Raw genomic sequence first — 24421 nt, forward strand, 5'->3', positions numbered from 1 at the left:
ACGAAGGGTAATCAGGCGCGATCGACCGGGAACGCCATAACCTCGCTCAATCGCTCCGCTCCCAGCGCCAGCATCACCAAACGATCGACACCCAGCGCAACACCGGAGCAATCGGGCATACCGTGCTGTAACGCTGCGATCAGATTGACATCGATTGGATTTTGCGGCAATCCCAGAACGGCGCGTCGACGATTATCCTGCTCGAAACGTTTCAACTGCTCGTTGGCTTCGGTCAGCTCGCGGAAACCGTTGGCTAACTCCATACCTTTGAAGTAGACCTCGAAACGCTCGGCTACCCGATGGTCTTCGGTACTGATTTCAGCTAGTGACGCTTGAGAAGCAGGGAAATGATACACAAAGGCCGGTTTTTCACGGCCAATTTGCGGTTCTACGCCAACGGTGAACAGCAGCTGTAATAGCGTGTCGCGGTCATCTTCCGTATCGGCGATATTGCTCAAATCCAGCTTCGCCGCCGCTTCCCGCAGCTGGGTTTTGTCCGCTGACAGTGGATCGACATCCAAATGACGCAGGAAAGCCTGCTGATAAGACAGCGTTTCTGCGCTGTTACAATCCAGAATCTGCTGTAGCAGGTCGTCGACCTCATTCATTAAGCGATACATATCATAATGAGGACGATACCACTCGAGCATGGTGAACTCGGGATTATGGTGACGACCGGCCTCTTCATTGCGGAAACTACGACCCAATTGATAAATGGAGCCGCTGCCAGCCGCCAGTAGGCGCTTCATGTGATATTCCGGACTGGTCATCATGTACAGCGTCATGCCATCGGCAGCACCCGGGCCAACAAACCGGGTTTCAAAAGGAGACAGGTGGATATCTGTCACTGTCGCTTGGCTCATGGCTGGCGTTTCAACTTCCAATACGCCGCGATCGGCAAAGAACCGTCGTATTTCTGCCATTATTGCTGCGCGTTTCAACAAATTGGCGATGGGTGCACTTGGCTGCCAGCTTGCCGTTTCGCTCATGGTGGTTAACTCCGAAATCAAACAGGGGATGCAGTCTACTCGCATCCTATCAGGCAAACAAATTTGCGACAAAGATTGCCTATTTATGCCACGAATTCAGCATAACGCGTCGTCAAAAATCCTTATCAACAGCAGATCCTGTCTGCGATCACGTTTCTGCCAGTTAGCCCGCGCGCAGAGGTTCAAATAAAACAAAACAATCGATCACATCAAATTTCTACTACTTATGATTAGGTATACTCATTCCCATACAAATAGTAAGAAATTGCTATTCTTAATGAGTTCCCCCTTGCATCGGGTAATTGATTAGCAAGGCAATAATATTAAAAACCATATTAAGAATAGACATTCCTTTTATATAGCCGAGGTCATTGAAGTTACAGGTAGGCAACTGGCAAACCGATCCCGATCAACTGATTCAGGTTTTTGATTCGGTTGAGAAAGTACAGTTAACCCACCGCAGCCTCAGGTACCAAGGGTATAAGAATTTCACTTGAACAATGGAGAAGCGCAGTGCAAACCTTTAACGCCGACCTTGCCATTATCGGGGCCGGGGGCGCTGGTTTACGTGCAGCAATAGCCGCAGCGGAAGCCAACCCCCAACTGAAGATTGCTCTTATCTCGAAAGTTTACCCAATGCGTAGCCACACCGTGGCCGCCGAAGGGGGATCAGCCGCAGTCACTCAGGACCACGATTCTTTCGACTACCATTTCAACGATACGGTTGCCGGCGGCGACTGGCTCTGTGAACAGGATGTCGTTGACCACTTTGTTCACAGTTGCCCGGAAGAAATGGCGCAGCTGGAAATCTGGGGATGCCCGTGGAGCCGTAAACCCGACGGTTCTGTAAACGTGCGCCGCTTTGGCGGTATGAAGATTGAACGCACCTGGTTTGCCGCCGATAAAACCGGCTTCCATATGCTGCATACTCTGTTCCAAACTTCCCTGAAATATCCACAAATCCAACGCTTTGATGAACATTTTGTTCTCGATATTTTGGTGGATGATGGACAAGCGCGCGGCGTTGTTGCGCTGAATATGATGGAAGGCACCAAAATCCAGATTCGCGCCAATGCCGTTATCATGGCGACTGGCGGTGCCGGACGTGTCTATCGCTATAACACCAACGGCGGCATCGTCACCGGTGATGGCATGGGCATGGCTTTCCACCACGGTGTTCCGCTGCGGGATATGGAATTTGTACAATATCACCCAACCGGCTTGCCTGGCTCAGGCATCCTGATGACCGAAGGCTGTCGTGGCGAAGGCGGTATCCTGGTGAATAAAGATGGCTACCGCTATCTACAGGACTACGGCATGGGGCCAGAAACTCCGTTGGGTAAACCAGAAAACAAATATATGGAGTTGGGGCCGCGAGATAAAGTTTCTCAGGCTTTCTGGCACGAATGGCGCGCTGGCCGCACCATTGCGACACCGCGTGGCGATGTGGTTTATCTGGATTTACGTCACCTGGGTGAGAAAAAACTGCTGGAACGCCTGCCGTTCATCTGCGAGTTGGCCAAAGCCTATGTGGGTGTCGATCCGGTAAAAGATCCAATCCCAGTACGTCCAACCGCACATTACACCATGGGTGGCATCGAAACCAATCAGCAGTGTGAAACCCGTATTAAAGGGCTATTTGCCGTCGGTGAATGTTCTTCCGTTGGCCTGCATGGTGCAAACCGCCTCGGCTCTAACTCACTGGCCGAACTGGTGGTCTTTGGCCGCGTAGCCGGTGAACAAGCCGCACAGCGCGCCATGGAAAGTGGCCCGGCGAACGGCAACGCGCTGGATGCGCAAACCCGCGACGTAGAGGCTCGCCTGGCCAACCTGATGAAACAGGAAGGAACGGAAAACTGGGCTAAAATCCGCGATGAAATGGGTCTTTCCATGGAAGAAGGCTGTGGTATCTACCGTACGCCAGAACTCATGCAAAAAACCGTCGATAAGCTGGCCGAGCTGAAAGAGCGCTTTAAACGCGTGAAAATCACCGATAACTCCAGCGTATTCAATACCGACCTGCTATACACCATCGAACTGGGCTACGGTCTGGATGTAGCTGAATGTATGGCGCACTCTGCACTTAACCGTAAAGAGTCTCGCGGTGCCCACCAGCGTCTGGATGAAGGCTGTACCGAACGCGATGACGTCAACTTCCTCAAACATACTCTGGCCTTCCACACACCGGGCGGCACGCCGCGCCTCGAGTATAGCGATGTGAAAATTACCAAACTGGCACCGGCTAAACGTGTCTACGGCGCCGAAGCCACCGCGCAAGATAAGAAGACGGCACAAGATAAAAAGGATAAGGAGCAGGCGAATGGCTGATATGAAAGTCCTGAAAATGGAGATCATGCGCTACAACCCTGAACAGGATAGCGAGCCTCACTTCGACACTTTCGAAGTGCCTTACGATGAGCAAACTTCATTGCTCGATGCCTTGGGTTATATCAAGGACAATCTGGCGCCAGATCTGTCTTACCGCTGGTCTTGCCGTATGGCGATCTGCGGTTCGTGCGGCATGATGGTCAACCGGGTACCTAAATTGGCCTGTAAAACCTTCCTGCGGGAATATACCGAGGGCATGAAAGTCGAAGCCTTAGGCAACTTCCCGATCGAACGCGATCTGGTCGTGGATATGACTCACTTTATCGAGAGTTTGGAAGCCATCAAGCCTTACATTATCGGCAATAAACAAGATCCAAAAGATGGCCCAACCCGCCAGACTCCGGCACAGATGGCGAAATACCATCAGTTCTCCGGCTGTATCAACTGTGGTCTGTGCTACGCCGCTTGCCCGCAATTCGGTCTGAACCCAGAGTTCATCGGTCCGGCAGCGATTACGCTGGCACACCGTTACAATCTGGATACCCGCGATCACGGCAAGAAACAGCGTATGCCTCAGCTCAACGGTAACAACGGCGTGTGGAGCTGTACCTTCGTCGGCTATTGCTCTGAAGTTTGTCCTAAGCACGTTGACCCAGCCGCCGCGATTCAGCAGGGCAAAGTTGAAAGTGCGAAAGACTTCATGATCGCCATGCTGAAGCCACAATAAGGGAGGGGAAACAGCAATGACAACTAAACGTAAACCTTATGTCCGCACCATGGCCCCGAACTGGTGGCAGAAGCTGGGTTTTTACCGCTTCTATATGCTGCGTGAAGGCACCTCCGTTCCGGCGGTCTGGTTCAGTATTACCCTGATTTACGGCGTTTTCGCCCTGAAAGGTGGCCCGGCAGGCTGGGAAGGATTTGTTAGCTTCCTGCAAAACCCGCTGGTGCTATTGATTAATATCATCACGCTATTGGCCGCGCTGCTTCATACCAAAACCTGGTTTGAGCTGGCACCTAAGGCCGCCAATATAGTGGTAAAAGACGACAAAATGGGACCAGAGCTGATCATTAAATCGCTTTGGGTGGTGACTATTGTTGCGACAGCGGTCATTTTGGCCGTCGCCTTAATCTAACCCGGAGGGAAATAAGATGAATCAAGTTCCTAAGCGCTCCGATGAACCGATTTTCTGGGGTCTTTTTGGTGCTGGCGGCATGTGGGGAGCCATTATTGCACCAGCGGTTATTCTGCTGGTTGCTATTTTGCTCCCCCTCGGCGCATATCCAGGCGACGCTTTAAGTTACGAGCGGGTTTTGGCTTTCAGCCAGAGCTTCATCGGCCGCGTATTCTTGCTGCTGATGATTATTCTGCCGCTGTGGTGTGGCCTGCATCGTATTCACCACGCTATGCATGACCTGAAAATTCATGTGCCAGCCGGCAAATGGGTTTTCTACGGTCTGGCAGCCATCCTCAGCGTAGTCGCTGCTATCGGCGTTCTCACTCTGTAATTCTGAACAAAACGGCCTGCCCCGCGCGGGCCGTCTTCCCTTTGCCCCACTTGTCATCCCCCTCAAAATTTGCATCACTGATAGATGAGAGTTATTTTCAATAAGAACTTATTACTAACAGGATGCCTCGCTATGTCTGTCCCACTGTGGTCAAAAATAACGGTACTTATGTCTGCCCTGCTCTCCGTGGCTTGCAGCGTAACGCCGCCAAAAGATGTCAAAATTGTCGATAACTTTCAGTTACCTCGCTATCTGGGCACCTGGTATGAGATTGCCCGTCTGGATCACTCCTTTGAGCGAGGTTTAGAGCAGGTGACGGCGAATTATTCACTACGCGGCGATGGCGGGATAAAAGTAATAAACCGCGGCTATAACCCACAAAAACAGCGTTGGCAGGAAAGTGAAGGCAAAGGTTATTTCATTGGCGAACCCAATCGGGCGGCGCTAAAAGTCTCCTTTTTCGGCCCATTCTATGGCGGTTACAACATTTTTGAGTTAGATGAAAACTATGGTTATGCTCTGGTATGCGGGCCTAACCGTGATTATCTGTGGATTCTATCCCGTACGCCAAACCTCAGCGCCGAAGTACGTGAAAAACTGCTATTAACGGCCAAAGGCTATGGTTTCCCAGTGGAAAAACTGATCTGGGTGAAGCAGGAATAAGCTAGAACTGAGATCGAAAAAGGGCCGAAGATCGGCCCTTTTCTATTCTGATATTTATCAATTCGCTAACGTTTAGCTTAACTAGCTAATTTCAAACCAACAATACCAGCGACAATCATGCCTAAGCTAAGCAAACGTGCCGCGCTGGCGGACTCACCAAGCAGCACAATACCTAAAATGGCCGTACCTACCGCGCCAATTCCCGTCCAAACCGCATAGGCGGTTCCCGCAGGCAGGCTTTTCATTGCATGAGCCAATAGCACCACGCTCACAACCATTGCCGCCAGCGTAATAATACTGGGCGCCAAACGAGTAAAACCCTGAGTATATTTTAAGCCAATAGCCCAAATAATCTCTAATAATCCGGCAATAACCAGAATAACCCAAGCCATAGTAATCATCCTAATGGGAGGGGTCGTCCCCAGATAGCAGCGGTTTTGCCGGGTCGTCCCGGGCTGCAAATAAAACCGCATTTAAATTAGCACGACGCCTAACGGCCATCAATAAGGTGGGAGGAACAATCTGGTGCCCAAGAATGGCTAAGGGATGCTAGGGAAAGATATAACAGGAATGACCTTCCGCCGTTAAGATTTAATAAAAATCATTAGAAGAATAAAAAACAAAAAATTAATGATTTAAAATTATTAATTAGCTATTGAAGTACATACAATCAACACTAGGAATAACCTTAAATTCTCGATTGAGAATAGTCCTAACATTGATATATTTCATTTCCATTATCTTAATCACAATTTATTGATTGATTTTAAAGAAACACGCAAAAGAAAATTTTATTAAATTCATTATTTAACACTAGTTCATGGCTATTTTTTTGCAAAATTCGATCTTATATTTCAATATTTACTTTAGAGACAAATAATTATCCCAAATTAGCTCAATCATCGATCGAATATAATGTAAAAAACAAAATTTGCAGTATATTAAGCCGAGAATTAAGCCGGGCAATTAAATTCATGATTTAACAAATCAGGGCTTCGCCTGCTTATTCCCCCACGCCAGTAATATGTGGAATTTAACAACATCATTTTTATCTCAAGGATTTGATAATGAAAAAGTTATTATTAACTGCTGTTATTGCAGCATCTTTCTCTGCGGCTGTTCATGCGGCGCCACCTGCTGCCGGTTCCCCTGGGACCATCCGTTTTGAAGGCGAAATCGTCACCGGCGCCTGCGGTATTGATTCTAATTCTTTAGATCAAACCGTTAATTTAGGTCAGGTTCCTTCCCATTTATTTACGGCAAAAGGCGACCGTTCGACGGCGGCTAAGTTCGATATCGTATTGACCGACTGCGATACCACTACGTCTAAAAATGCCACCGTAACCTTTACCGGTGCTGGCCACCAAGAAAATAGCGAACTGTTAGGCGTTACTGGTGCAGCAACTCATGTGGGTATCCGCCTACAGGCCGGCAATAATGAATATCTGGCATTAGGCACCGCCACTAAACCTATTATGTTGAGCAATGGGGATAACCGACTGCAATTTTCGGCCATGTATGAAGCCACTGATGCAGGCGTAACCGCAGGTGACGCAGATTCTACAGCGCAATTTACGGTTAATTATCTCTAATAATATTCAACGGCTTTAATATTAAGGGGGAATATATTCCCCCTAAACATACAGGGCAAGAATTGTGAAAACTTATAGCTTTTATAAGTGGGTACTCTGCGTACCTTTTTTTGCCTTCGAGGCTGTTGGCGTAGAGTTTAATACTGAATTTTTAAAAATTGGTGAACAGGGTCAGGCTGACCTTTCACAATTCTCCGCGCCCGATCGATTGGCCCCGGGAAATTATCTCGTCGATATAGTTGTAAATAATAACTACTACAAGCAACAAGAAATTAACTTTGTCGAAAATGCGAAACATCCGCAAACACAACCTTGTTTGCCTCGTAGTCTGATTAGCACTTTTGGTTTAAAACGAGAATATATCTCGTCGCTGCCTGAACACTCATGCCTACTGATTTACCCGGTATTACCGCACGTTATTATAAAAATAACGGACAGTTGAAAATTACCGTGCCGCAATCCCTACTGGAATATTATGACAAAAACTATACTCCACCAGAGCAATGGGATAGCGGTATTGCCGGCCTGATGCTGGATTACCGCATCATCGGAAATACCCGCCAGAATAAACATGAGGATAGAGTTAATTCCCTTTCTGCATTTGGCACGACCGGGGCTAATTTAGGTGCCTGGCGTTTTCGTGGCGACTATCAGTTTGCTAATTACAGTAATAAAGAAGGCAATCAATCTTTAGATTTTAATAACATCCATGCCTTTCGTCCGTTGCCCTCAATAAAATCGCAGCTCACTTTGGGGCAAACCTATTTAACCTCGGATATTTTCGACACGCTCAGTTACAGCGGCATCAAGCTCGCCAGCGACGAGCGTATGCTGCCGCCCAGCCTGCGCGGCTACGCGCCGCGGATCACCGGTATCGCTAAAACGAATGCCAAGGTAACCGTCAGCCAGCAGGGTAGAACCATTTATTTAACCACCGTGCCGCCCGGCCCGTTCAATATTCAGGATTTGAGCAGCGCAGTACAAGGCGAGCTGCAGGTCAGCGTTGAAGAAGAAGACGGTTCCACCAGCCAATTTACCGTAAATACCGCCTCAGTTCCCTTTCTAACGCGAGAGGGACAAATTCGCTATAACACCGCGATGGGTAAACCGACCAACGGCGGTAATCACGTACAAAACCCATTCTTTACCATGGGTGAAATCTCCTATGGCGTCAGCAGCACCTGGTCTGCCTACGGCGGCACTATTCTGGCTAACGATTACCACTCTGCCGCCGTTGGTCTGGGTAAAGATTTATATCAATTCGGCGCAGTTTCGCTCGATGTGACCCAAGCTCGCGCGACTTTGGAACATCAACAATATCTTGGTCATTCCTATCGTTTTAACTATGCCAAGCGTTTCGACAGCCTCGATGCCGATATCCGCTTCTTTGGCTATCGTTTTTCCGATAAGAAATTCATTTCCCTCAGCGAATTTACCAATGCCAGCAACGGGGTATTACAGCGAGATAATAAGCAACGCTACTCGGTAGTTACGGCTAAACAGTTCGATGGCTTTTCTACCTATCTTTCTTATACCCATGATGCGTACTGGAACGCTAAATCCAGCGAACGTTTCGATCTTTCTGCCAGCACGCTATTCGACATTGAGCAGTTTAAAAATGTCTCTCTCAATATTTCCCTGTCTTATAACAAAGATCAGGATCGTAACGATCTGGTGAGTTATTTGGGGATCAGCATACCTCTCGAAGGGCAGACCCGCGTGAGCTATAACCAGCAAACTGGCCGCGGTCGCTTTGACCAAACCGTGTCTCTGCGACAAAACCGAGGTAAGGACGATTATTACCAGCTAACTACCGGCGGCCAGCAAAATAACGCTCTGGTCAGCGGCTTCTATCAGCATAAATCAGATGCCTACCAGCTGGGATTAAGCGGCAGCTATGTGTCTGACAGCTATCATTCTGCTAGCGCTAATCTCAGCGGTTCTATGGTCAGTACTTTGTACGGCTCCGCGCTACATTCTTCCGGCAGTTCCGGCAACACACGCTTATTGGTTGATACCCACGGTGTTTCAGATGTGACCTTTAATAACGGTAAAAACCACACTAATTCATTCGGCTATTCCATTATCGATGGCGCTCCTCCCTATGAGAATTTCGAGGCGCGAGTCGATATGAATAACCTCCCCGCGAATGCCGAAGCCCATGCGCCGATCCGCAGTCTGGTGCTGACTGAAGGTGCCATCGGCTACCTGCCGTTTGAAATGAATCAGGGCAGCAAGCTGTTGGTATTACTGAAGGATTACCAAGGTGTTTCCGTGCCGTTCGGGGCCGAAGTCACCAATACCCAAACCGGTAAAGCTAACGCCATTGTCGGCGAAGACGGCCTGACCTACCTGATCGGCGTGAAACCAGAGAGTCAGCTTAAAGTTCGCTGGTCGGATAAAAGCTGCACCCTCGTCCTGCCACAGGTATTGCCTGATGCCGTTACGACGCCTCAACCCATGAGTTGCCGCTAACCCTTTTGTTAAAAATGACGCTTAGGAATTGAATATGAAGAGAACATTACATCGCTATTTCATCACCATTCTGACGCTGCTGTTATGCGGTGGACTCAGCTCCGCTCAGGCGGCTCTGGTATTGGATCGCACACGGATCATTTATCAGGAAGGCGCGCAGTCTATTAGCATCACGTTGACCAATAAAAGCACCTTGCCTTATGTGGCGCAGTCTTGGATCGAAGATAGCGAAGGGAAAAAGATCGCTTCGCCTTTTCTAGCATTACCTCCGCTACAACGAGTGGAACCCGGCGATCGCAACGTCGTTCGTGTCACTCTCCTACCGGATAACGCGATCCCTAAAGATCGAGAATCAGTTTTTTATTTAAATATTCGCGAAATACCGCCGAAAACTGATAAACCGAACGCATTGCAAATTGCCCTGCATTCTAAAATCAAATTATTTTACCGGCCTACCGCCGTTATTCCTCCGCGTGGGGAAAATAATGCCGCCAAACTGGCCATCACCACCCAAGGTAAGCAGCTAACCATTAAAAATACGACGCCGCTGCATGTCACCTTGGTGGCCATCGCCATAGGAGCCGGAAAGTCCCCGCTGGTATTTGAACCAAAAATGTTATCGCCGGGAGAAAGCATCGTAGTACCCACAAACCATCCTGTTAACGGCCGGATTTATATATCTCATATGAATGATTATGGTGGCCAGCAGGATACCGCCTACGATTGTTCAGCTTCTGAATGCTCCAGTAACGATAAGCAGAGGTCATAATGCGACGTTTAGCCTCTCTTTTATGCCTGGGCATGGCTTTGGCCTTTCTGTCACCCGCAGTTTGGGCCTTGGCCTGCGTTCGCACCGATGGCAGCGGTTTAATCCTGACCGAAAGTATCGGCTCAACGGTCAAAGTGCCCACCACTCTCCCCGATTACAGCGTGATTTGGCGCGGCCCCACCCGGAGTATTTCCGCTCGCTGTTATCGCGATAACAATATTCGCGAAATGGAGAACATTTACTTCTACGTCAATCCGAGAAACACCAATCCATTGAACTGGGGAATTGAATTCGGGATGCGTTTTAACGGCACTGACCAGTGGCCGCAGGGCGGTGGTAACGGTGCTGGAATCAATACCGGTAGCGTGATACCGGCCTGTAAAGCAGGAATTCCGCTGGCACAGTGTCCTGATGTCACCTTTGCCGTCACCTTTCAGCCGATTATCCGCAAACGTGGGCTGGATCCGTTCTCACCAACGCCGGATAGCACCTATGCCCTGTACCAACTGGACGGCAAATACGGCCTAAATAACGCTCGCGCCAACTTTACCTATGTTATTACCGATTTAAGTCTCATAACCGCAACCGATTGTACCGTGGATGTAACCATCACACCTTCCCCCGGCGTCGTCGATTTCGGCACGGTGCAGAAGACTCCCTCCGGTTTTTCACCGGCGGTACCGCAACAGTTTTTTTCACTGGTTCTGGATAAAAGCGGCTGTAAAACACCGATTAAAATCAACGGCTATATCACGACTCCCAATGCTTATGGCGACTATCTGCTACCCAGCGCAGACAGTGGCTTTGGTATCAAACTAACCGATCTGGCAACCAATAGTCAGATTCCATTGGCCAAACCGTTCTTTTTAGCGGATTTCACCGCGTTAGATACACAGCACGAAGTGTTACTCAGCGCTGAGCTGGTTCCTCTCGGCGAGATTAAAGTCGGGCCATTTTCTGCGACTGCGACGGTGGAAATTCTCTATCTCTAAACTTCGGGACAGATGCGGTTGAACGTCCTTCATATGGATTTGTAGGGGATTGAAATGAAGAAAGTCGTTTTGATTGATCCATGCCGCTTTAGCCGAGTTGGTGTTGAATGGTTAATAAACTCGCGCATGCATTTGGCATCTAAAGTTGCACTGGCGCAAACCAGCAATCTGGTGGTCGCCAATGCACAAATTAAACTGTGGCAACCTCAATTGGTTATCGCCGATCTTTATTCTTACGTCTTTGAAACACATAACCTTAAAATTTTAGAGTCACTTTTGGCTACCTGTATCTCCAGCAAGTTACTGGTTTATCTGCACTCCCCTTTGCCTTGGCTCAGCCAATATCTTCTAGATCGTGGAGCGTGGAAAGTCATCACCAAAAAACATAACATCAGTCAATTGGAACAATTAGTAAGTGCTGCATTATGCAATCCGATGGGAAATTACTCTGAGCAACCATTACAACCCGCTCCGGCATTATTTAGTGATAGAGAGGAGTCGATATTAAATTACTGGCTGGAAGGCTGGGTTGATAAAAGAATAGCAAACACATTAGATATTCATATTAAAACAGTTTATACCCACAAGCGTAATATTCGCCTCAAATTAGGTGCGAGCAATCGGCTTTCTCTTTATCTGGATCTATCAACAAATCAAGGTCAATAACTCAAATTGGCGGCAGCAACCTGATCTGTTGCCGCTGATTTTAGTGGATACGTGATATGGATAGATTTATTCGGTGCTAGCGGTGTTATCAAATCAGGCCAGATCTATCTGAATATAAAGAAAAACCATTATTATTTTCCACATCACTTTAGCTTAACGGATGAGCAGTTCATAAAAATCATGTCATCAATAACCCCCCCATCAAAAAAAAATCACTGGAATTAATATTTATAGATATTTAATTATTTTATGAAATACATCACTCATATTAAGTCGTTGCGAAAACCATAGGTATCAGTGATTGTTACATGAAGAAAATAAAGAGTTAACGTCCTGCCAGCAATAGATGAAGAATATACCATAGAGAAAAATTGGAGTATTACACATAAAAAAGGAATGAATTATGAAAGATAACAAAACTATAGCATTCATATTATTTTCTATTTTCATGATATTCAGTCAATTTTCTTCATTTGCCCAAGCCCATGGATATATTCAATATCCAGCTAGTCGAGCCTATCTATGTCAATTAGGAAATAATACTCAATGTGGCTCTGTACAATATGAACCGCAAAGTGTGGAGGGTATAAAAAACTTCCCAGAACATGGTCCCACTGATGGAGCTATCGCGAGTGCAGGAGTCGGTATGTTTACACCGCTGGATATTCAAACGCCCACCCGTTGGTCTAAGTCAAGCATTTACTCTGGCCCCATTACATTCACTTGGAATATTACGGTAGAACATAGTACAACTCGCTGGCGTTATTTTATGACCAAACCAAATTGGAATAGATCAGCACCACTCTCTCGTGCATCATTTAATTTAATACCATTTTGTCAATATAATGATTATGGAAGTATTCCTGATAAATCCGTTACTCATCAATGTGTATTACCTAACAACCGCACGGGTTACAACATCATCCTTGGCGTATGGGATATTGCAGATACGAATAATGCATTCTATCAAGTAATAGATGTCGATATAATTGGTTAATGTTATCAACAACCAGAGAAACAAATACACAGTGGAAAATACAGATCGGTTCCCGGATTAGTTTTGAAGTGGGAAAGATAAAGAACCCCAATATTCGAATATAACTCAATTATTGGGGTTCTTTATTTATTAACTGCCAGAGTTATCTGGATCAGTTAATAAATCATAACTATTTCAGGCACTAATTACTTAACACGAGAAACATATTCGCCAGAGCGGGTGTCAACTTTAATAACTTCACCAACCTGTACGAACAATGGCACTTTAACCACTGCGCCGGTGCTCAGGGTTGCCGGCTTGCCGCCGGTACCGGCAGTGTCACCTTTCAGACCTGGATCGGTATCAGTGATTTCCAGCTCTACAAAGTTTGGTGGAGTCACAACGATAGGCTGACCGTTCCACAGGGTAACGATACATTCAGCCTGATCGATCAGCCATTTGGCGTTTTCGCCTACGGCTTTAACATCTGCTGCCAGCTGTTCGAAAGTTTCGTTATTCATGAAATGCCAGAACTCACCGTCGTTGTACAGGTAAGTCAGGTTCATATCCATGACGTCTGCGCCTTCCAGAGAGTCGGTAGATTTAAAGGTTTTTTCCAACTGTTTGCCAGTCAGAAGGCGGCGCATTTTCACACGCGCAAAAGCCTGGCCTTTACCTGGCTTCACGAACTCACTTGATTCAACGGCGTAAGGTTCGCCTTCGAACATGATTTTAAGACCGGGACGGAAATCGTTGCTAGAATAAGTCGCCATAATGGCCCTCTGAATATTGAAACTGGTGTTAAGCCCAAAAAATGGCAAACATTGTAACCCGAAACATGCCAATTAGAGAAGATTGGTTGCAGCAACTCGCCGATGTAATTACCGATCCTGATGAATTACTCCGACTTTTAGCGCTAAATGATCATGCCGAGCTACAGCAAGGTAGGGACGCCCGTCGCCTGTTTCCGCTGCGCGTGCCCCGCGGCTTTGTTGCACGGATGCGCAGCGGCGATGCAAAAGATCCTTTATTGCTACAAGTCCTTACCGCACGCGAAGAGTTCGTCACCGCTCCCGGTTTTACTACCGACCCGCTGGATGAGCAACGCAGCGTTGTTCCAGGCTTGCTACACAAATACCGCAATCGCGCACTGCTGCTGGTAAAAGGCGGCTGCGCCGTTAACTGTCGTTACTGTTTCCGCCGTCATTTCCCTTATCAGGACAATCAAGGCAACAAGGCCAACTGGCAGCAAGCTTTGGACTATATTGCTCTCCACCCTGAACTGGATGAGATTATTTTCTCCGGCGGCGATCCGCTGATGGCCAAAGATCACGAACTGGATTGGCTGATCACCCAGTTAGAGGCCATTCCGCACCTGAAACGCCTGCGCATTCACACTCGTCTGCCGGTTGTTATTCCTGCGCGCATTACCTCTACCCTATGTCAGCGGTTTGCAGATTCTCGCTTACAGGTGCTGATGGTGACGCATATCAATCATCCGAATGAAATCGACCAACCGCTGCGTGACAGCATGACGCGCCTCAAACAGGCCGGCGTAACTCTACTGAATCAAAGTGTATTACTACGGGATGTAAATGACGATGCCGACGTGCTGGCAGCGTTAAGTAATGCGCTGTTTGACGCAGGAATTCTGCCGTATTACATCCATGTGCTGGATAAAGTGCAGGGCGCTGCGCATTTTATGGTGGATGATGATGAAGCAAGATTGCTAATGAAAGGGCTACTTAGTCGGGTTTCTGGTTATTTAGTGCCAAGGCTGGCGCGGGAAATTGGCGGGGAGCCGAGTAAAACACCTTTGGATTTACGCTTGACGCAAAGCTAGCCTGCAAAATAAATCAGGAGATACCTTGGCATCTCCTGATGATTTATTTCTTTTCGCTTAAACTCTGGCAAGCAAAGGTTATGGGCACTTATAAACCTGACCAACCATCTTGCTGTCTAACGGAGCGAAGCTGGACAAGAAGGTCTCGCTCGGGCTGGTTGCACCAAAAATCACGTTGCCGCCCATCGCTGCCGCTTTGTTACGCAGATCGTTGGCTGCACCGCGCATAGAACTGCTTTCACCGCCCTGGCCGGATAACCAGTTGCTTTGGCTGCCGCTGACTTCGCCAACTAACTGGCATTCGCTACCAGGCTTAGTATCAGAGAACTTAACCTGCTCGCCAGCCGCAGTTAACTGGGTGGTAGAGCTACAGCCAGCCAGCAACATTGCCGCTGAAAGACCAAGTAATACTTTAATCCGCATTTTTTTCCCCATCAGATATTGAGAATCACGCCAAAGTTTACCAGAAAGCAAAGTCGCCGCTTAGGCATCCGTTGCCACATTTATCTGGGCAATAATAGCTTACAGTTTACACGCTAACTCTGCGCTGTGGCTAAAAAAATCCCAGTGGGCATCACACGACTGAATTAAACCACATTTTAAATTCATTAAATAAATGTATAAGCCTAAAATCCGGTAACAAGCTTATATCTACGGAGAAATACGAATTTCATCAATTTGGCAACAGGTGAAGGAAAGGTGCGGGATTGTTGATTATGGCAAGGTTGACCGTGATAGCGCCGGAGCAGAGAGGGAGAAAAGAAAAAAGCGAGCAGGTTTCCCCGCTCGCTTTAGGTTTATAGCTTATTCGCAATCAATGAAGCTATAGGGTGTGGGGCATTACATCATGCCGCCCATACCGCCCATGCCACCCATGCCACCCATGCCACCAGCGCCCATGTCAGCGCCTTTATCGTCGCGTGGCAGGTCGGTGATCATGCACTCGGTGGTGATCATCAGGCCAGCGATAGAAGCTGCGTATTGCAGAGCTGAACGGGTAACTTTGGTTGGATCCAGGATACCCATTGCGATCATATCGCCGTACTCTTCTGAGTAAGCGTTATAACCGTAGCTGCCTTCGCCTGCTTTCACGTTGTTCGCGATAACAGAAGCTTCTTCACCGGCGTTAACCACGATCTGACGCAGTGGAGATTCCATTGCGCGCAGCGCAACTTTGATACCCACGTTCTGATCTTCGTTGTCGCCTTTCAGGCCAGAGATAGCGTGAGCTGCACGAATCAGTGCAACACCACCACCCGCGACTACGCCTTCTTCTACCGCAGCACGAGTTGCGTGCAGAGCATCTTCAACGCGAGCTTTCTTCTCTTTCATTTCAACTTCGGTTGCTGCGCCAACTTTGATAACCGCAACGCCGCCAGCCAGTTTAGCCACGCGTTCTTGCAGTTTTTCTTTGTCGTATTCAGAAGTTGCTTCTTCGATCTGAGCACGGATCTGAGCAACACGGCCCTGGATCGCAGCTTCGTCACCTACACCGTCGATGATGATGGTGGTGTCTTTGTTGATCACAACGCGTTTTGCCTGACCCAGATCTTCCAGAGTGGTTTTTTCCAGTTCCAGACCGATCTCTTCAGAAATAACGGTACCTGAAGTCAGAGTCGCGATGTCTTGCAGCATAGCTTTACGACGGTCGCCGAAGCCAGGTGCTTTAACCGCAGCCACTTTCACGATGCCACGCATGGTGTTAACTACCAATGTTGCCAGCGCTTCGCCTTCAACATCTTCAGCGATGATCAGCAGTGGTTTACCGGCTTTAGCAACGGCTTCCAGAACTGGCAGCATTTCACGGATGTTAGAGATTTTCTTGTCAGCCAGCAGGATAAATGGGCTTTCAAGTTCAATAGAACCTGTTTCTGGTTTATTGATGAAATAAGGAGACAAATAGCCACGGTCGAACTGCATACCTTCTACAACGTCCAGCTCGTCTTGCAGGCCTGAGCCTTCTTCAACGGTGATAACGCCTTCTTTACCGACTTTTTCCATCGCTTCTGCAATCAGTTTACCCACGGTTTCGTCGGAGTTTGCAGAAATAGTACCTACCTGAGCGATAGCTTTAGAGTCAGAGCAAGGTACAGACAGTTTTTTCAGTTCTTCAACCGCAGCGATAACCGCTTTGTCGATACCGCGCTTCAGATCCATCGGGTTCATGCCAGCAGCAACAGCTTTCAGGCCTTCAGTGATGATGGATTGAGCCAGTACGGTTGCAGTGGTAGTACCGTCACCCGCAGCGTCGTTCGCTTTAGAGGCAACTTCTTTTACCATCTGAGCACCCATGTTCTCGAACTTGTCTTCCAGCTCGATTTCACGCGCTACAGAAACGCCGTCTTTAGTAATAGTTGGTGAACCGAAAGATTTGTCCAGAACGACGTTACGACCTTTAGGGCCCAGGGTGACTTTAACTGCGTCAGCAAGGATGTTTACGCCGCGAAGCATTTTAATGCGTGCGTCGTTACCGAATTTTACGTCTTTAGCTGCCATTGGTATTTTCCTTTAAACTCGTTCAGTTCAGAAGATAGTGAGAGCGCGATTACGCTTCAACAATTGCCAGAATGTCACTTTCGGACATGATCAACACTTCATCGTTGTCGATCTTCTCTGACTTCACGCCGTAGCCATCGTTGAAAATAACCACGTCACCTACTTTCACATCCAGTGGCTTGATTTCGCCGTTATCCAGGATGCGACCATTGCCGACGGCCAGAACTTCACCACGGGTAGATTTACCCGCCGCAGAGCCCGTCAGAACGATGCCGCCAGCAGATTTAGACTCAACTTCTTTGCGCTTGACGATAACGCGATCATGCAATGGACGAATTTTCATTGATAGCTCTCCTTTGAGAAGGTCCGTATCAGATTTAGGATTGATACCGGTCTGCCTTCATAACCAGTACCGTGGGTTTCTAAGTGGGGACGTTTACCCATCCCTTCAAGGGATAAGACAAAAAATTTTTAATTTTTTTGTCTTAAAAGGGCAAACTAAGCTAACTCAGCCCCACTGCGACCACGGTCATATTCACCATGTGATTTTATTTTTAAAAAACATAGCATTATAAAATTTCGTTGCGCTTATTTATCGTCTTTGAAACGGTCATCGCGAGAACGATCGCTTTCTTCGTCACGGTGTTCCACGTGGAAGCGGCCATCATCCTTACGCTGAAATTCGCCGTCAAAGGTATTCCCGTCCGCCGTCGGGCCGGTGCTCCTTGAACGATAAATATTCAAATGCGGCATCAGTTTCAAAGTCAGGGACTTTTGAATTGGCGGCAACAGCAATAATAAACCGAGGAAATCGGTAAAGAAGCCCGGTATCAACAGCAAGAAGCCAGCCAGTACCAGCGATACACTTTTCACCATTTCTGCAGCAGGGCTTTCACCCGCAGCCAGCTTTTGCTGCATTTGCATAAAAGTTTTCACCCCCTGATTGCGCACCAGAGACACGCCCACGCAGGAGGTAAAAATCACCAGCAGTAAAGTAACCAACACGCCTAAAGCGGCTGCCACCTTGATAAATATCGATATTTCTATGTAAGCCAATAAAAATATCAGCATGAACGGTAACCAACGCACCGTATTCTCCTTATTCAGCTCATCTAGCTTCCGTCGAGGGCCGAATCAGGGCACTTCAGACGAAAATCATGAGAATGGGGGCAACGCCGCCGCGGCGCATTATGCCTACTACACTAACGTGGTGGTGCCCATGACATTTTTCAAGCAGTCCACTCTCTTTTATTAAGGTTTTATCTAACTGTGAGAACAATCACAGATATCAAATCCTGTTGATTAATTACCACCATATAGTGATCTGAGTTCAAGGCATTTATCTATAAGCAGCATATGATCGTGGCAGCAATAAGTTGAACGGTTAATCCTTCCGCACTTGTTGCCCACGGCGACATAAATTATTCAACAAGCAAATAATTAGACAGCACAATAGAGAAGGTTCTCATGTCAAATAACATTCGTATCGAAGAAGACCTGTTAGGTACACGAGAAGTCCCCGCAGAGGCTTACTACGGTGTTCATACCCTGCGTGCGATTGAAAACTTCTACATCAGCAATAGCAAAATCAGTGACGTGCCTGAATTTGTCCGCGGTATGGTGATGGTAAAAAAAGCCGCCGCGATGGCTAACAAAGAATTACATACCATCCCGCACAAAATTGCTGACGTCATCATTCGGGCGTGTGACGAAGTTCTGGATAAAGGCAAATGCATGGACCAATTCCCGGTCGATGTATTCCAGGGCGGTGCAGGTACTTCATTAAATATGAATACCAACGAAGTTCTGGCCAACATTGGTCTGGAACTGATGGGGCATCAAAAGGGTGAATATCAGTACCTGAACCCTAACGACCATCTGAATAAGTGCCAGTCTACCAACGATGCCTACCCTACCGGTTTTCGCATCGCGGTTTACGCATCTATCATGAAATTGATCGATGCCATCAATCAGTTGGGTGAAGGCTTCGGTAAAAAATCCAAAGAATTCGAAACCATTCTGAAAATGGGTCGTACCCAATTACAGGATGCTGTACCCATGACTCTGGGTCAGGAATTCCGCGCATTCCAGGTATTACTAAACGAAGAAACCAAAAACCTGCAACGCACCGCCGAACTCCTGCTGGAAGTGAATCTGGGCGCGACCGCTATCGGTACCGCACTGAACACTCCTGAAGGTTATTCCGAACTGGCCGTGAAGAAATTGGCTGAAATCAGTAATCTGCCGGTAGTTCCAGCCGAAGATTTGATTGAAGCGACTTCTGACTGCGGCGCTTACGTAATGGTGCACAGCGCGCTGAAACGCCTGGCTGTTAAGATGTCAAAAATCTGTAACGACCTGCGCTTGTTGTCTTCCGGCCCACGTACCGGTTTGAATGAAATCAACCTGCCAGAATTGCAGGCGGGTTCTTCTATCATGCCAGCCAAAGTGAATCCGGTTATTCCTGAAGTTGTGAATCAGGTTTGCTTTAAGGTGATTGGAAACGACACTTGCGTTACTATGGCGGCCGAAGCGGGTCAGCTCCAGTTGAACGTTATGGAGCCGGTGATTGGTCAAGCGATGTTCGAATCTATCCACATCCTGACTAACGCTTGCTACAATTTGCTGGAGAAATGCATTAATGGCATTACGGCAAATAAAGAAGTTTGCGAAAGCTACGTATTTAATTCCATCGGTATCGTAACTTATCTGAACCCTTTCATTGGCCACCATAATGGTGACATCGTTGGGAAGATCTGTGCGGAAACCGGTAAAAATGTGCGGGAAGTCGTTCTTGAACGCGGCCTGCTAACTGAAGCCGAGCTGGATGATATCTTCTCTGTTGAGAACCTGATGCACCCAGCCTACAAAGCAAAACGCTATACCGATGAAAACGAACAATAAAATAACCATCCGGTAGCCCTTAAAGGCACGCTAGCTCCCCTGGACAGCGTGCCTTTTTACTTTCTGACAAACACAACTTTATAACTTTTTATTTTCATTTCATTCAAGGAGTAAACACTATGATAGCCGTAGAATTAGTCATTGTTCTGCTGGCCATTTTTTTAGGGGCCAGGCTGGGCGGTATCGGGATAGGGTTTGCAGGGGGCATTGGCGTATTGGTTTTAGCCATTATTGGTGTAAAACCCGGCAGTATTCCCTTTGACGTTATTTCAATCATTATGGCTGTAATTGCCGCTATCTCTGCAATGCAGGTCGCAGGCGGCATGGATTATCTGGTACAGCAAACTGAGAAGTTGCTGCGTAAAAACCCAAAACACATCACTATTCTGGCGCCTCTGGTCACCTATTTTTTGACCATTTTTGCCGGTACAGGGAACATCTCTCTTTCCGCATTACCAGTGATTGCTGAAGTGGCGAAGGAGCAAGGCATAAAGCCTTGCCGTCCGCTGTCTACGGCCGTGGTTTCAGCGCAAATCGCCATTACAGCATCTCCGATTTCTGCCGCCGTGGTCTATATGTCCTCGGTAATGGAAGGCCACGGAGTCAGCTATTTACATCTACTGATGATCGTTATTCCCTCCACGCTGTGCGCCGTATTCTTAATGTCGCTGATCGTGTCATGGTGCTTTAACTCCAAACTGTCCGATGACCCTGTTTATCTGAAACGCCTCGAAGAAGGTTTGGTCACGCTGCGCGGCGATCAGGTCAAAGTGATCAAGCCTCGGGCCAAAACCTCGGTATTACTGTTCCTGTTGGGCGTTATGTGCGTGGTGGCTTATGCCATTATCAACAGCCCAAGCGTCGGTCTGGTAGAAACGCCGCTGATGAACACCACCAACGCGATTCTGATTATCATGCTGAGCGTCGCGACGCTGACCACGCTGGTCTGCTCCGTGGATACAGATGCCATTCTCAACTCCAGCACGTTTAAAGCCGGTATGAGCGCCTGTATCTGTATTCTGGGCGTGGCATGGCTGGGCGATACCTTTGTACAGCACAATCTGGTATGGATTAAAGAAACGGCGGGTGGCCTGATTCAGGCTCATTCATGGTTGCTGGCAGTGATTTTCTTCTTCTGCTCTGCGCTGCTGTACTCTCAAGCTGCGACTGCCAAGGCACTGATGCCAATGGCGATGGCGCTGAACGTTTCTCCACTGGCGGCGATTGCTTCTTTCGCAGCGGTTTCCGGCCTGTTCATTTTACCAACCTACCCAACGCTGGTTGCGGCGGTTCAAATGGACGATACCGGCACCACCCGCATCGGTCGCTTCGTCTTTAACCATCCGTTCTTTATTCCCGGCACCATCGGGGTCGCGCTAGCCGTTGTATTCGGCTTCGTGATGGGCGGTCTGGTTCTCTAGTTCTCCCCGAGGGCGCCCCGTGCGCCCTCATCAATCCCCTCTTATCCCGCTGCATTAATCTCCATATTGGATAAATCATCTTCAGACCCGCCCCTCCTTCGGGGTATAGTGCATGACTGTCAGCTTTTCCTAGCGAGGTTAGAATGTCTGATTCTGATGTGATTGTCGTACTGTGCACCGCACCCGATGAAGCCAGTGCTCAAGATCTTGCAGGGCGAGTTCTGGGGGAACAACTGGCGGCCTGCGCTACGCTGCTGCCCGGCGCAACGTCTCTTTATTACTGGGAAGGACGTTTGCAGCAGGAATACGAAGTACAAATGCTATTCAAAAGCAATAGCACCCATCAGCAGGCATTACTGAGTTTTATCAAACAACATCACCCTTACCAGACGCCAGAATTGTTGGTCTTGCCGGTTCGGGATGGAGATAAAGATTACCTGTCATGGCTCAACGCTTCTTTACACTGATACTGCTGCTATGCAGCGCGCTACTGGCACCTCAAAGTGCTCAGGCATCTCTTTTTAGCCAAAACGGTCAGAGCCGCTTTTTGCCGGTCGATCAGGCATTTGCCTTTGATTTTAGACAACAGGGCGAGCAGCTCGATTTAAGCTGGCAAATTCACCCCGGCTATTATTTGTATCGCCAGCAGATCAAGATTGTTCCGCAACAGGCGACTCTTGGCGCGGTGAACATTCCCGCAGGCCTTGCTCATAGAGACGAGTTCTATGGCGAAGTCGCGATTTTCAAACAGCGGCTGGATTTACAGATCCCGATGATTCGGGCAGAGAAAGGAGCCAGCGTCAGCGTGACCTATCAAGGCTGCGCGGATGCGGGATTCTGTTATCCGCCGGAAACCAGAATTGTACCGCTGAGCGCCATTGTCGCCACACCGCACACCGCAGCGGAAACGCCTGTTACGCCGCCGGCACAAACCGAATCTGAACCGGCCTCATTGCCTTTCTCTCCACTCTGGGCACTGTTGATTGGCATCGGCATCGCTTTTACGCCGTGCGTTTTGCCAATGTATCCGTTGATTTCAGCCATTATTCTTGGAAGAGAAAAACCCCATAGCCAAGGACGAATATTTGTTTTAGCTATGGTTTACGTCCAGGGAATGGCGCTGACTTATACCTTATTAGGATTAGTGGTGGCCGCTGCCGGGCTACAGTTTCAGGCGGCGTTACAGCATCCTTACGTGCTGATTGGGCTGTCGGCGCTGTTTGTACTGCTGGCGTTATCGATGTTCGGCCTGTATTCCCTGCAATTACCGGCTTCCCTGCAAACCCGTTTAGTCGAGTGGAGCAACCATCAACGCGGCGGTTCCCTGTTCGGCGTCTTTGCCATGGGAGCGCTAGCCGGATTAATTTGCTCCCCCTGCACCACTGCGCCTCTCAGCGCCATTTTGTTGTATATCGCTCAAAGCGGAAACATGCTGGCTGGCGGCGGTACGCTTTACCTGTACGCGCTGGGGATGGGGATTCCACTGATTGCGGTCACGCTATTTGGCAACCGCCTGCTACCGCGCAGTGGGCCGTGGATGCAATACGTGAAAGAAGCGTTCGGCTTTGTGATTCTGGCACTGCCAGTCTTCCTACTGGAACGCATTATCGGCGATATTTGGGGCATTCGCCTGTGGAGCCTGCTGGCGGTGGCCTTCTTCGGTTGGGCCTTTATTATCAGCTTAAAAACGCATCAAGGCTGGGTTCGGGCGCTGCAACTTCTGCTGCTGGCAGGATTACTGATTGCAGCCCGACCATTGCAGGATTGGGCTTTTGGTCACAGCGCTACGCAGCAAACGACGATTAGCCATCTCAACTTCCAGCAGATTAATAACCTACCGGAATTACAGGAAGCGCTGGCAAAGGCGAAAGGTAAACCGGTGATGTTGGACTTGTACGCCGATTGGTGTGTAGCCTGTAAAGAGTTTGAAAAATACACCTTTAGCGATCCTAAGGTGCAGTCTCAATTAGCCAACACGGTGCTGCTACAGGCCGATGTGACAGCCAATAATGCGGAACACGCCGCAATGCTGAAAGCGCTCAAAGTGCTGGGATTGCCAACTATCCTGTTTTTCGACGAACAGGGAAATGAAATGACGCCGTCGCGGGTCACCGGTTATATGGATGCCGAAGCTTTTTTGCATCATTTGCAGAATAGCCAGCGGTAATCCACACTAGCAAAACACCGATGTGGAAGGAGAAGCAACGTGCAACGAGAAGACGTTTTGAGCAACGCCCTCAGCCTGTTAGAGCAACGAGGCCTCGCAACGACCAGTCTGGAAATGCTGGCAGAAAAATTATCCTTGCCCGTCAGCGACCTTCAACGTTTTTGGCCAGATAGGGAAGCGTTGCTATACGATTGCCTGCGCTACCACGGCCAGCAAATCGACACTTGGCGTCGGCAGCTACAGCTCGACGAAAGCCTGACGCCACAGCAAAAACTGCTGGCTCGCTACCAAACGCTGAATGAACAGGTTCAGCAACAGCGTTATCCCGGCTGCCTGTTTATCGCCGCCTGTAGCTTCTTCCCAGAAACCGACCATCCCATCCATCAATTGGCGGAACAACAGAAACAGGCCTCTCTGCAATATACCGAAGAATTACTGCATGAAATGGATGCCGACGACGTTGAAATGGTGGCACAGCAAATGGAGTTAATTCTGGAAGGCTGCCTGAGCAAGCTATTAATCAAACGTCGACCGCAGGATGTGGAAGTGGCAAAACGTCTGGCGGAAGACGTTCTGGCCGTCGCCCAGTGCCGCAAAAACGGCGCGCTGAGTTAAGTTCAGGGCCAGCGGC

The 24421-nt window shown here is 48.4% G+C and carries 24 protein-coding genes and 1 pseudogene; 18 read left to right on the forward strand and 7 right to left on the reverse strand.

Annotated features, from left to right (window positions below; translation table 11 throughout):
- Positions 1–11: 11 nt before the first annotated feature.
- Positions 12–989 carry an elongation factor P--(R)-beta-lysine ligase gene (gene epmA / locus PL78_RS08260; RefSeq protein WP_064514671.1) on the reverse strand — a complete coding sequence of 326 codons (978 nt, stop codon included), beginning with the start codon at positions 987–989 and terminating at the stop codon, positions 12–14.
- 513 nt (positions 990–1502) lie between these two features.
- On the opposite strand from epmA, the gene frdA reads away from it, so the two are divergent.
- From frdA to blc, 5 genes are all read left to right on the forward strand, one after another.
- A complete protein-coding gene (gene frdA, locus PL78_RS08265; protein ID WP_064514673.1) occupies positions 1503–3317 on the forward strand; it encodes a fumarate reductase (quinol) flavoprotein subunit in 1815 nt (604 codons plus the stop codon).
- The gene (locus tag PL78_RS08270) at positions 3310–4044 is read left to right on the forward strand and encodes a succinate dehydrogenase/fumarate reductase iron-sulfur subunit (protein ID WP_064514675.1); all 735 of its coding nucleotides are present in this window, start codon (positions 3310–3312) and stop codon (positions 4042–4044) included. Before frdA ends, PL78_RS08270 begins: the two co-directional genes overlap by 8 nt.
- 16 nt (positions 4045–4060) lie before the next feature.
- Entirely contained in the window at positions 4061–4453 is a 393-nt protein-coding gene (gene frdC, locus PL78_RS08275; protein WP_064514677.1) for a fumarate reductase subunit FrdC, read from the forward strand.
- Positions 4454–4469: 16 nt separating this feature from the next.
- On the forward strand, positions 4470–4826 hold the full coding sequence (gene frdD / locus PL78_RS08280; RefSeq protein ID WP_064514679.1) for a fumarate reductase subunit FrdD: 357 nt from the start codon (positions 4470–4472) through the stop codon (positions 4824–4826).
- A gap of 132 nt (positions 4827–4958) precedes the next feature.
- Entirely contained in the window at positions 4959–5489 is a 531-nt protein-coding gene (gene blc / locus PL78_RS08285) for an outer membrane lipoprotein Blc (RefSeq protein ID WP_064514681.1), read from the forward strand.
- A 77-nt stretch (positions 5490–5566) separates the two neighbouring features.
- Here blc and sugE read toward each other — a convergent pair whose 3' ends face one another.
- Positions 5567–5881 (reverse strand): quaternary ammonium compound efflux SMR transporter SugE, encoded by a 315-nt coding sequence (gene sugE, locus PL78_RS08290; protein ID WP_064514683.1) that lies wholly within the window; start codon positions 5879–5881, stop codon positions 5567–5569.
- Positions 5882–6556: 675 nt separating this feature from the next.
- On the opposite strand from sugE, the gene PL78_RS08295 reads away from it, so the two are divergent.
- The 7 genes and pseudogenes from PL78_RS08295 (at position 6557) to PL78_RS08320 (ending at position 12980) form a co-directional block, all read left to right on the forward strand.
- The gene (locus tag PL78_RS08295; protein WP_064514685.1) at positions 6557–7081 is read left to right on the forward strand and encodes a fimbrial protein; all 525 of its coding nucleotides are present in this window, start codon (positions 6557–6559) and stop codon (positions 7079–7081) included.
- Between the two features lie 64 nt (positions 7082–7145).
- Positions 7146–9238, forward strand: a pseudogene (locus tag PL78_RS08300) (fimbria/pilus outer membrane usher protein); the annotation flags it as partial.
- 63 nt (positions 9239–9301) lie between these two features.
- Positions 9302–9556: a FimD/PapC C-terminal domain-containing protein gene (locus PL78_RS20775; protein ID WP_235601032.1), complete on the forward strand. Its 255-nt coding sequence runs from the start codon at positions 9302–9304 to the stop codon at positions 9554–9556.
- A 34-nt stretch (positions 9557–9590) separates the two neighbouring features.
- Positions 9591–10325, forward strand: a complete 735-nt coding sequence (locus PL78_RS08305; protein ID WP_064514687.1) for a fimbrial biogenesis chaperone — start codon at positions 9591–9593, stop codon at positions 10323–10325.
- A complete protein-coding gene (locus PL78_RS08310; protein WP_064514689.1) occupies positions 10325–11317 on the forward strand; it encodes a fimbrial protein in 993 nt (330 codons plus the stop codon). Before PL78_RS08305 ends, PL78_RS08310 begins: the two co-directional genes overlap by 1 nt.
- Before the next feature lie 54 nt (positions 11318–11371).
- A complete protein-coding gene (locus PL78_RS08315) occupies positions 11372–11983 on the forward strand; it encodes a LuxR C-terminal-related transcriptional regulator (RefSeq protein WP_064514690.1) in 612 nt (203 codons plus the stop codon).
- A 403-nt stretch (positions 11984–12386) separates the two neighbouring features.
- Complete coding sequence (locus PL78_RS08320) at positions 12387–12980, forward strand: lytic polysaccharide monooxygenase (protein ID WP_064514692.1); 594 nt, start codon at positions 12387–12389, stop codon at positions 12978–12980.
- Between the two features lie 185 nt (positions 12981–13165).
- Here the strand turns inward: PL78_RS08320 and efp are convergent, their stop codons facing one another.
- Positions 13166–13732 carry an elongation factor P gene (gene efp, locus PL78_RS08325; RefSeq protein WP_064514694.1) on the reverse strand — a complete coding sequence of 189 codons (567 nt, stop codon included), beginning with the start codon at positions 13730–13732 and terminating at the stop codon, positions 13166–13168.
- Between the two features lie 41 nt (positions 13733–13773).
- On the opposite strand from efp, the gene epmB reads away from it, so the two are divergent.
- Positions 13774–14802, forward strand: a complete 1029-nt coding sequence (epmB, locus tag PL78_RS08330) for an EF-P beta-lysylation protein EpmB (protein ID WP_064514696.1) — start codon at positions 13774–13776, stop codon at positions 14800–14802.
- A 78-nt stretch (positions 14803–14880) separates the two neighbouring features.
- On the opposite strand, the gene PL78_RS08335 is transcribed toward epmB, so the two are convergent.
- The 4 genes from PL78_RS08335 to PL78_RS08350 form a co-directional block, all read right to left on the reverse strand.
- Positions 14881–15225, reverse strand: a complete 345-nt coding sequence (locus PL78_RS08335; RefSeq protein WP_049599206.1) for a DUF4156 domain-containing protein — start codon at positions 15223–15225, stop codon at positions 14881–14883.
- Positions 15226–15642: 417 nt separating this feature from the next.
- Positions 15643–17298, reverse strand: a complete 1656-nt coding sequence (groL, locus tag PL78_RS08340) for a chaperonin GroEL (protein WP_064514699.1) — start codon at positions 17296–17298, stop codon at positions 15643–15645.
- 49 nt (positions 17299–17347) lie between these two features.
- Entirely contained in the window at positions 17348–17641 is a 294-nt protein-coding gene (locus tag PL78_RS08345) for a co-chaperone GroES (RefSeq protein ID WP_004722430.1), read from the reverse strand.
- 245 nt (positions 17642–17886) lie between these two features.
- Entirely contained in the window at positions 17887–18387 is a 501-nt protein-coding gene (locus PL78_RS08350) for an FxsA family protein (protein WP_064514701.1), read from the reverse strand.
- Positions 18388–18765: 378 nt separating this feature from the next.
- On the opposite strand from PL78_RS08350, the gene aspA reads away from it, so the two are divergent.
- The 5 genes from aspA to PL78_RS08375 all read left to right on the forward strand — a co-directional run bounded on the left by aspA (position 18766) and on the right by PL78_RS08375 (position 24405).
- Entirely contained in the window at positions 18766–20202 is a 1437-nt protein-coding gene (aspA, locus tag PL78_RS08355) for an aspartate ammonia-lyase (RefSeq protein WP_064514703.1), read from the forward strand.
- A gap of 119 nt (positions 20203–20321) precedes the next feature.
- Complete coding sequence (locus PL78_RS08360) at positions 20322–21623, forward strand: anaerobic C4-dicarboxylate transporter (protein WP_064514705.1); 1302 nt, start codon at positions 20322–20324, stop codon at positions 21621–21623.
- 143 nt (positions 21624–21766) lie between these two features.
- Positions 21767–22090 (forward strand): divalent cation tolerance protein CutA, encoded by a 324-nt coding sequence (cutA, locus tag PL78_RS08365; RefSeq protein ID WP_064514707.1) that lies wholly within the window; start codon positions 21767–21769, stop codon positions 22088–22090.
- On the forward strand, positions 22066–23790 hold the full coding sequence (locus PL78_RS08370) for a protein-disulfide reductase DsbD (RefSeq protein WP_064514708.1): 1725 nt from the start codon (positions 22066–22068) through the stop codon (positions 23788–23790). Before cutA ends, PL78_RS08370 begins: the two co-directional genes overlap by 25 nt.
- Before the next feature lie 39 nt (positions 23791–23829).
- Entirely contained in the window at positions 23830–24405 is a 576-nt protein-coding gene (locus PL78_RS08375) for a transcriptional regulator (protein WP_064514710.1), read from the forward strand.
- Positions 24406–24421 lie beyond the last annotated feature (16 nt).

This window comes from Yersinia entomophaga, from assembly GCF_001656035.1.
Lineage (GTDB): Bacteria > Pseudomonadota > Gammaproteobacteria > Enterobacterales > Enterobacteriaceae > Yersinia > Yersinia entomophaga.

What these genes read in the sequence shown, in the direction of transcription:
- epmA (WP_064514671.1), bottom strand. Translation starts at nt 989, where the DNA reads ATGAGCGAAACGGCAAGCTGGCAGCCAAGTGCACCCATCGCCAATTTG.
- PL78_RS08270 (WP_064514675.1), top strand. Translation starts at nt 3,310, where the DNA reads ATGGCTGATATGAAAGTCCTGAAAATGGAGATCATGCGCTACAACCCT.
- frdC (WP_064514677.1), top strand. Translation starts at nt 4,061, where the DNA reads ATGACAACTAAACGTAAACCTTATGTCCGCACCATGGCCCCGAACTGG.
- frdD (WP_064514679.1), top strand. Translation starts at nt 4,470, where the DNA reads ATGAATCAAGTTCCTAAGCGCTCCGATGAACCGATTTTCTGGGGTCTT.
- blc (WP_064514681.1), top strand. Translation starts at nt 4,959, where the DNA reads ATGTCTGTCCCACTGTGGTCAAAAATAACGGTACTTATGTCTGCCCTG.
- sugE (WP_064514683.1), bottom strand. Translation starts at nt 5,881, where the DNA reads ATGGCTTGGGTTATTCTGGTTATTGCCGGATTATTAGAGATTATTTGG.
- PL78_RS08295 (WP_064514685.1), top strand. Translation starts at nt 6,557, where the DNA reads ATGAAAAAGTTATTATTAACTGCTGTTATTGCAGCATCTTTCTCTGCG.
- PL78_RS20775 (WP_235601032.1), top strand. Translation starts at nt 9,302, where the DNA reads ATGAATCAGGGCAGCAAGCTGTTGGTATTACTGAAGGATTACCAAGGT.
- PL78_RS08305 (WP_064514687.1), top strand. Translation starts at nt 9,591, where the DNA reads ATGAAGAGAACATTACATCGCTATTTCATCACCATTCTGACGCTGCTG.
- PL78_RS08310 (WP_064514689.1), top strand. Translation starts at nt 10,325, where the DNA reads ATGCGACGTTTAGCCTCTCTTTTATGCCTGGGCATGGCTTTGGCCTTT.
- PL78_RS08315 (WP_064514690.1), top strand. Translation starts at nt 11,372, where the DNA reads ATGAAGAAAGTCGTTTTGATTGATCCATGCCGCTTTAGCCGAGTTGGT.
- PL78_RS08320 (WP_064514692.1), top strand. Translation starts at nt 12,387, where the DNA reads ATGAAAGATAACAAAACTATAGCATTCATATTATTTTCTATTTTCATG.
- efp (WP_064514694.1), bottom strand. Translation starts at nt 13,732, where the DNA reads ATGGCGACTTATTCTAGCAACGATTTCCGTCCCGGTCTTAAAATCATG.
- epmB (WP_064514696.1), top strand. Translation starts at nt 13,774, where the DNA reads ATGGCAAACATTGTAACCCGAAACATGCCAATTAGAGAAGATTGGTTG.
- PL78_RS08335 (WP_049599206.1), bottom strand. Translation starts at nt 15,225, where the DNA reads ATGCGGATTAAAGTATTACTTGGTCTTTCAGCGGCAATGTTGCTGGCT.
- groL (WP_064514699.1), bottom strand. Translation starts at nt 17,298, where the DNA reads ATGGCAGCTAAAGACGTAAAATTCGGTAACGACGCACGCATTAAAATG.
- PL78_RS08345 (WP_004722430.1), bottom strand. Translation starts at nt 17,641, where the DNA reads ATGAAAATTCGTCCATTGCATGATCGCGTTATCGTCAAGCGCAAAGAA.
- aspA (WP_064514703.1), top strand. Translation starts at nt 18,766, where the DNA reads ATGTCAAATAACATTCGTATCGAAGAAGACCTGTTAGGTACACGAGAA.
- PL78_RS08360 (WP_064514705.1), top strand. Translation starts at nt 20,322, where the DNA reads ATGATAGCCGTAGAATTAGTCATTGTTCTGCTGGCCATTTTTTTAGGG.
- cutA (WP_064514707.1), top strand. Translation starts at nt 21,767, where the DNA reads ATGTCTGATTCTGATGTGATTGTCGTACTGTGCACCGCACCCGATGAA.
- PL78_RS08370 (WP_064514708.1), top strand. Translation starts at nt 22,066, where the DNA reads ATGGCTCAACGCTTCTTTACACTGATACTGCTGCTATGCAGCGCGCTA.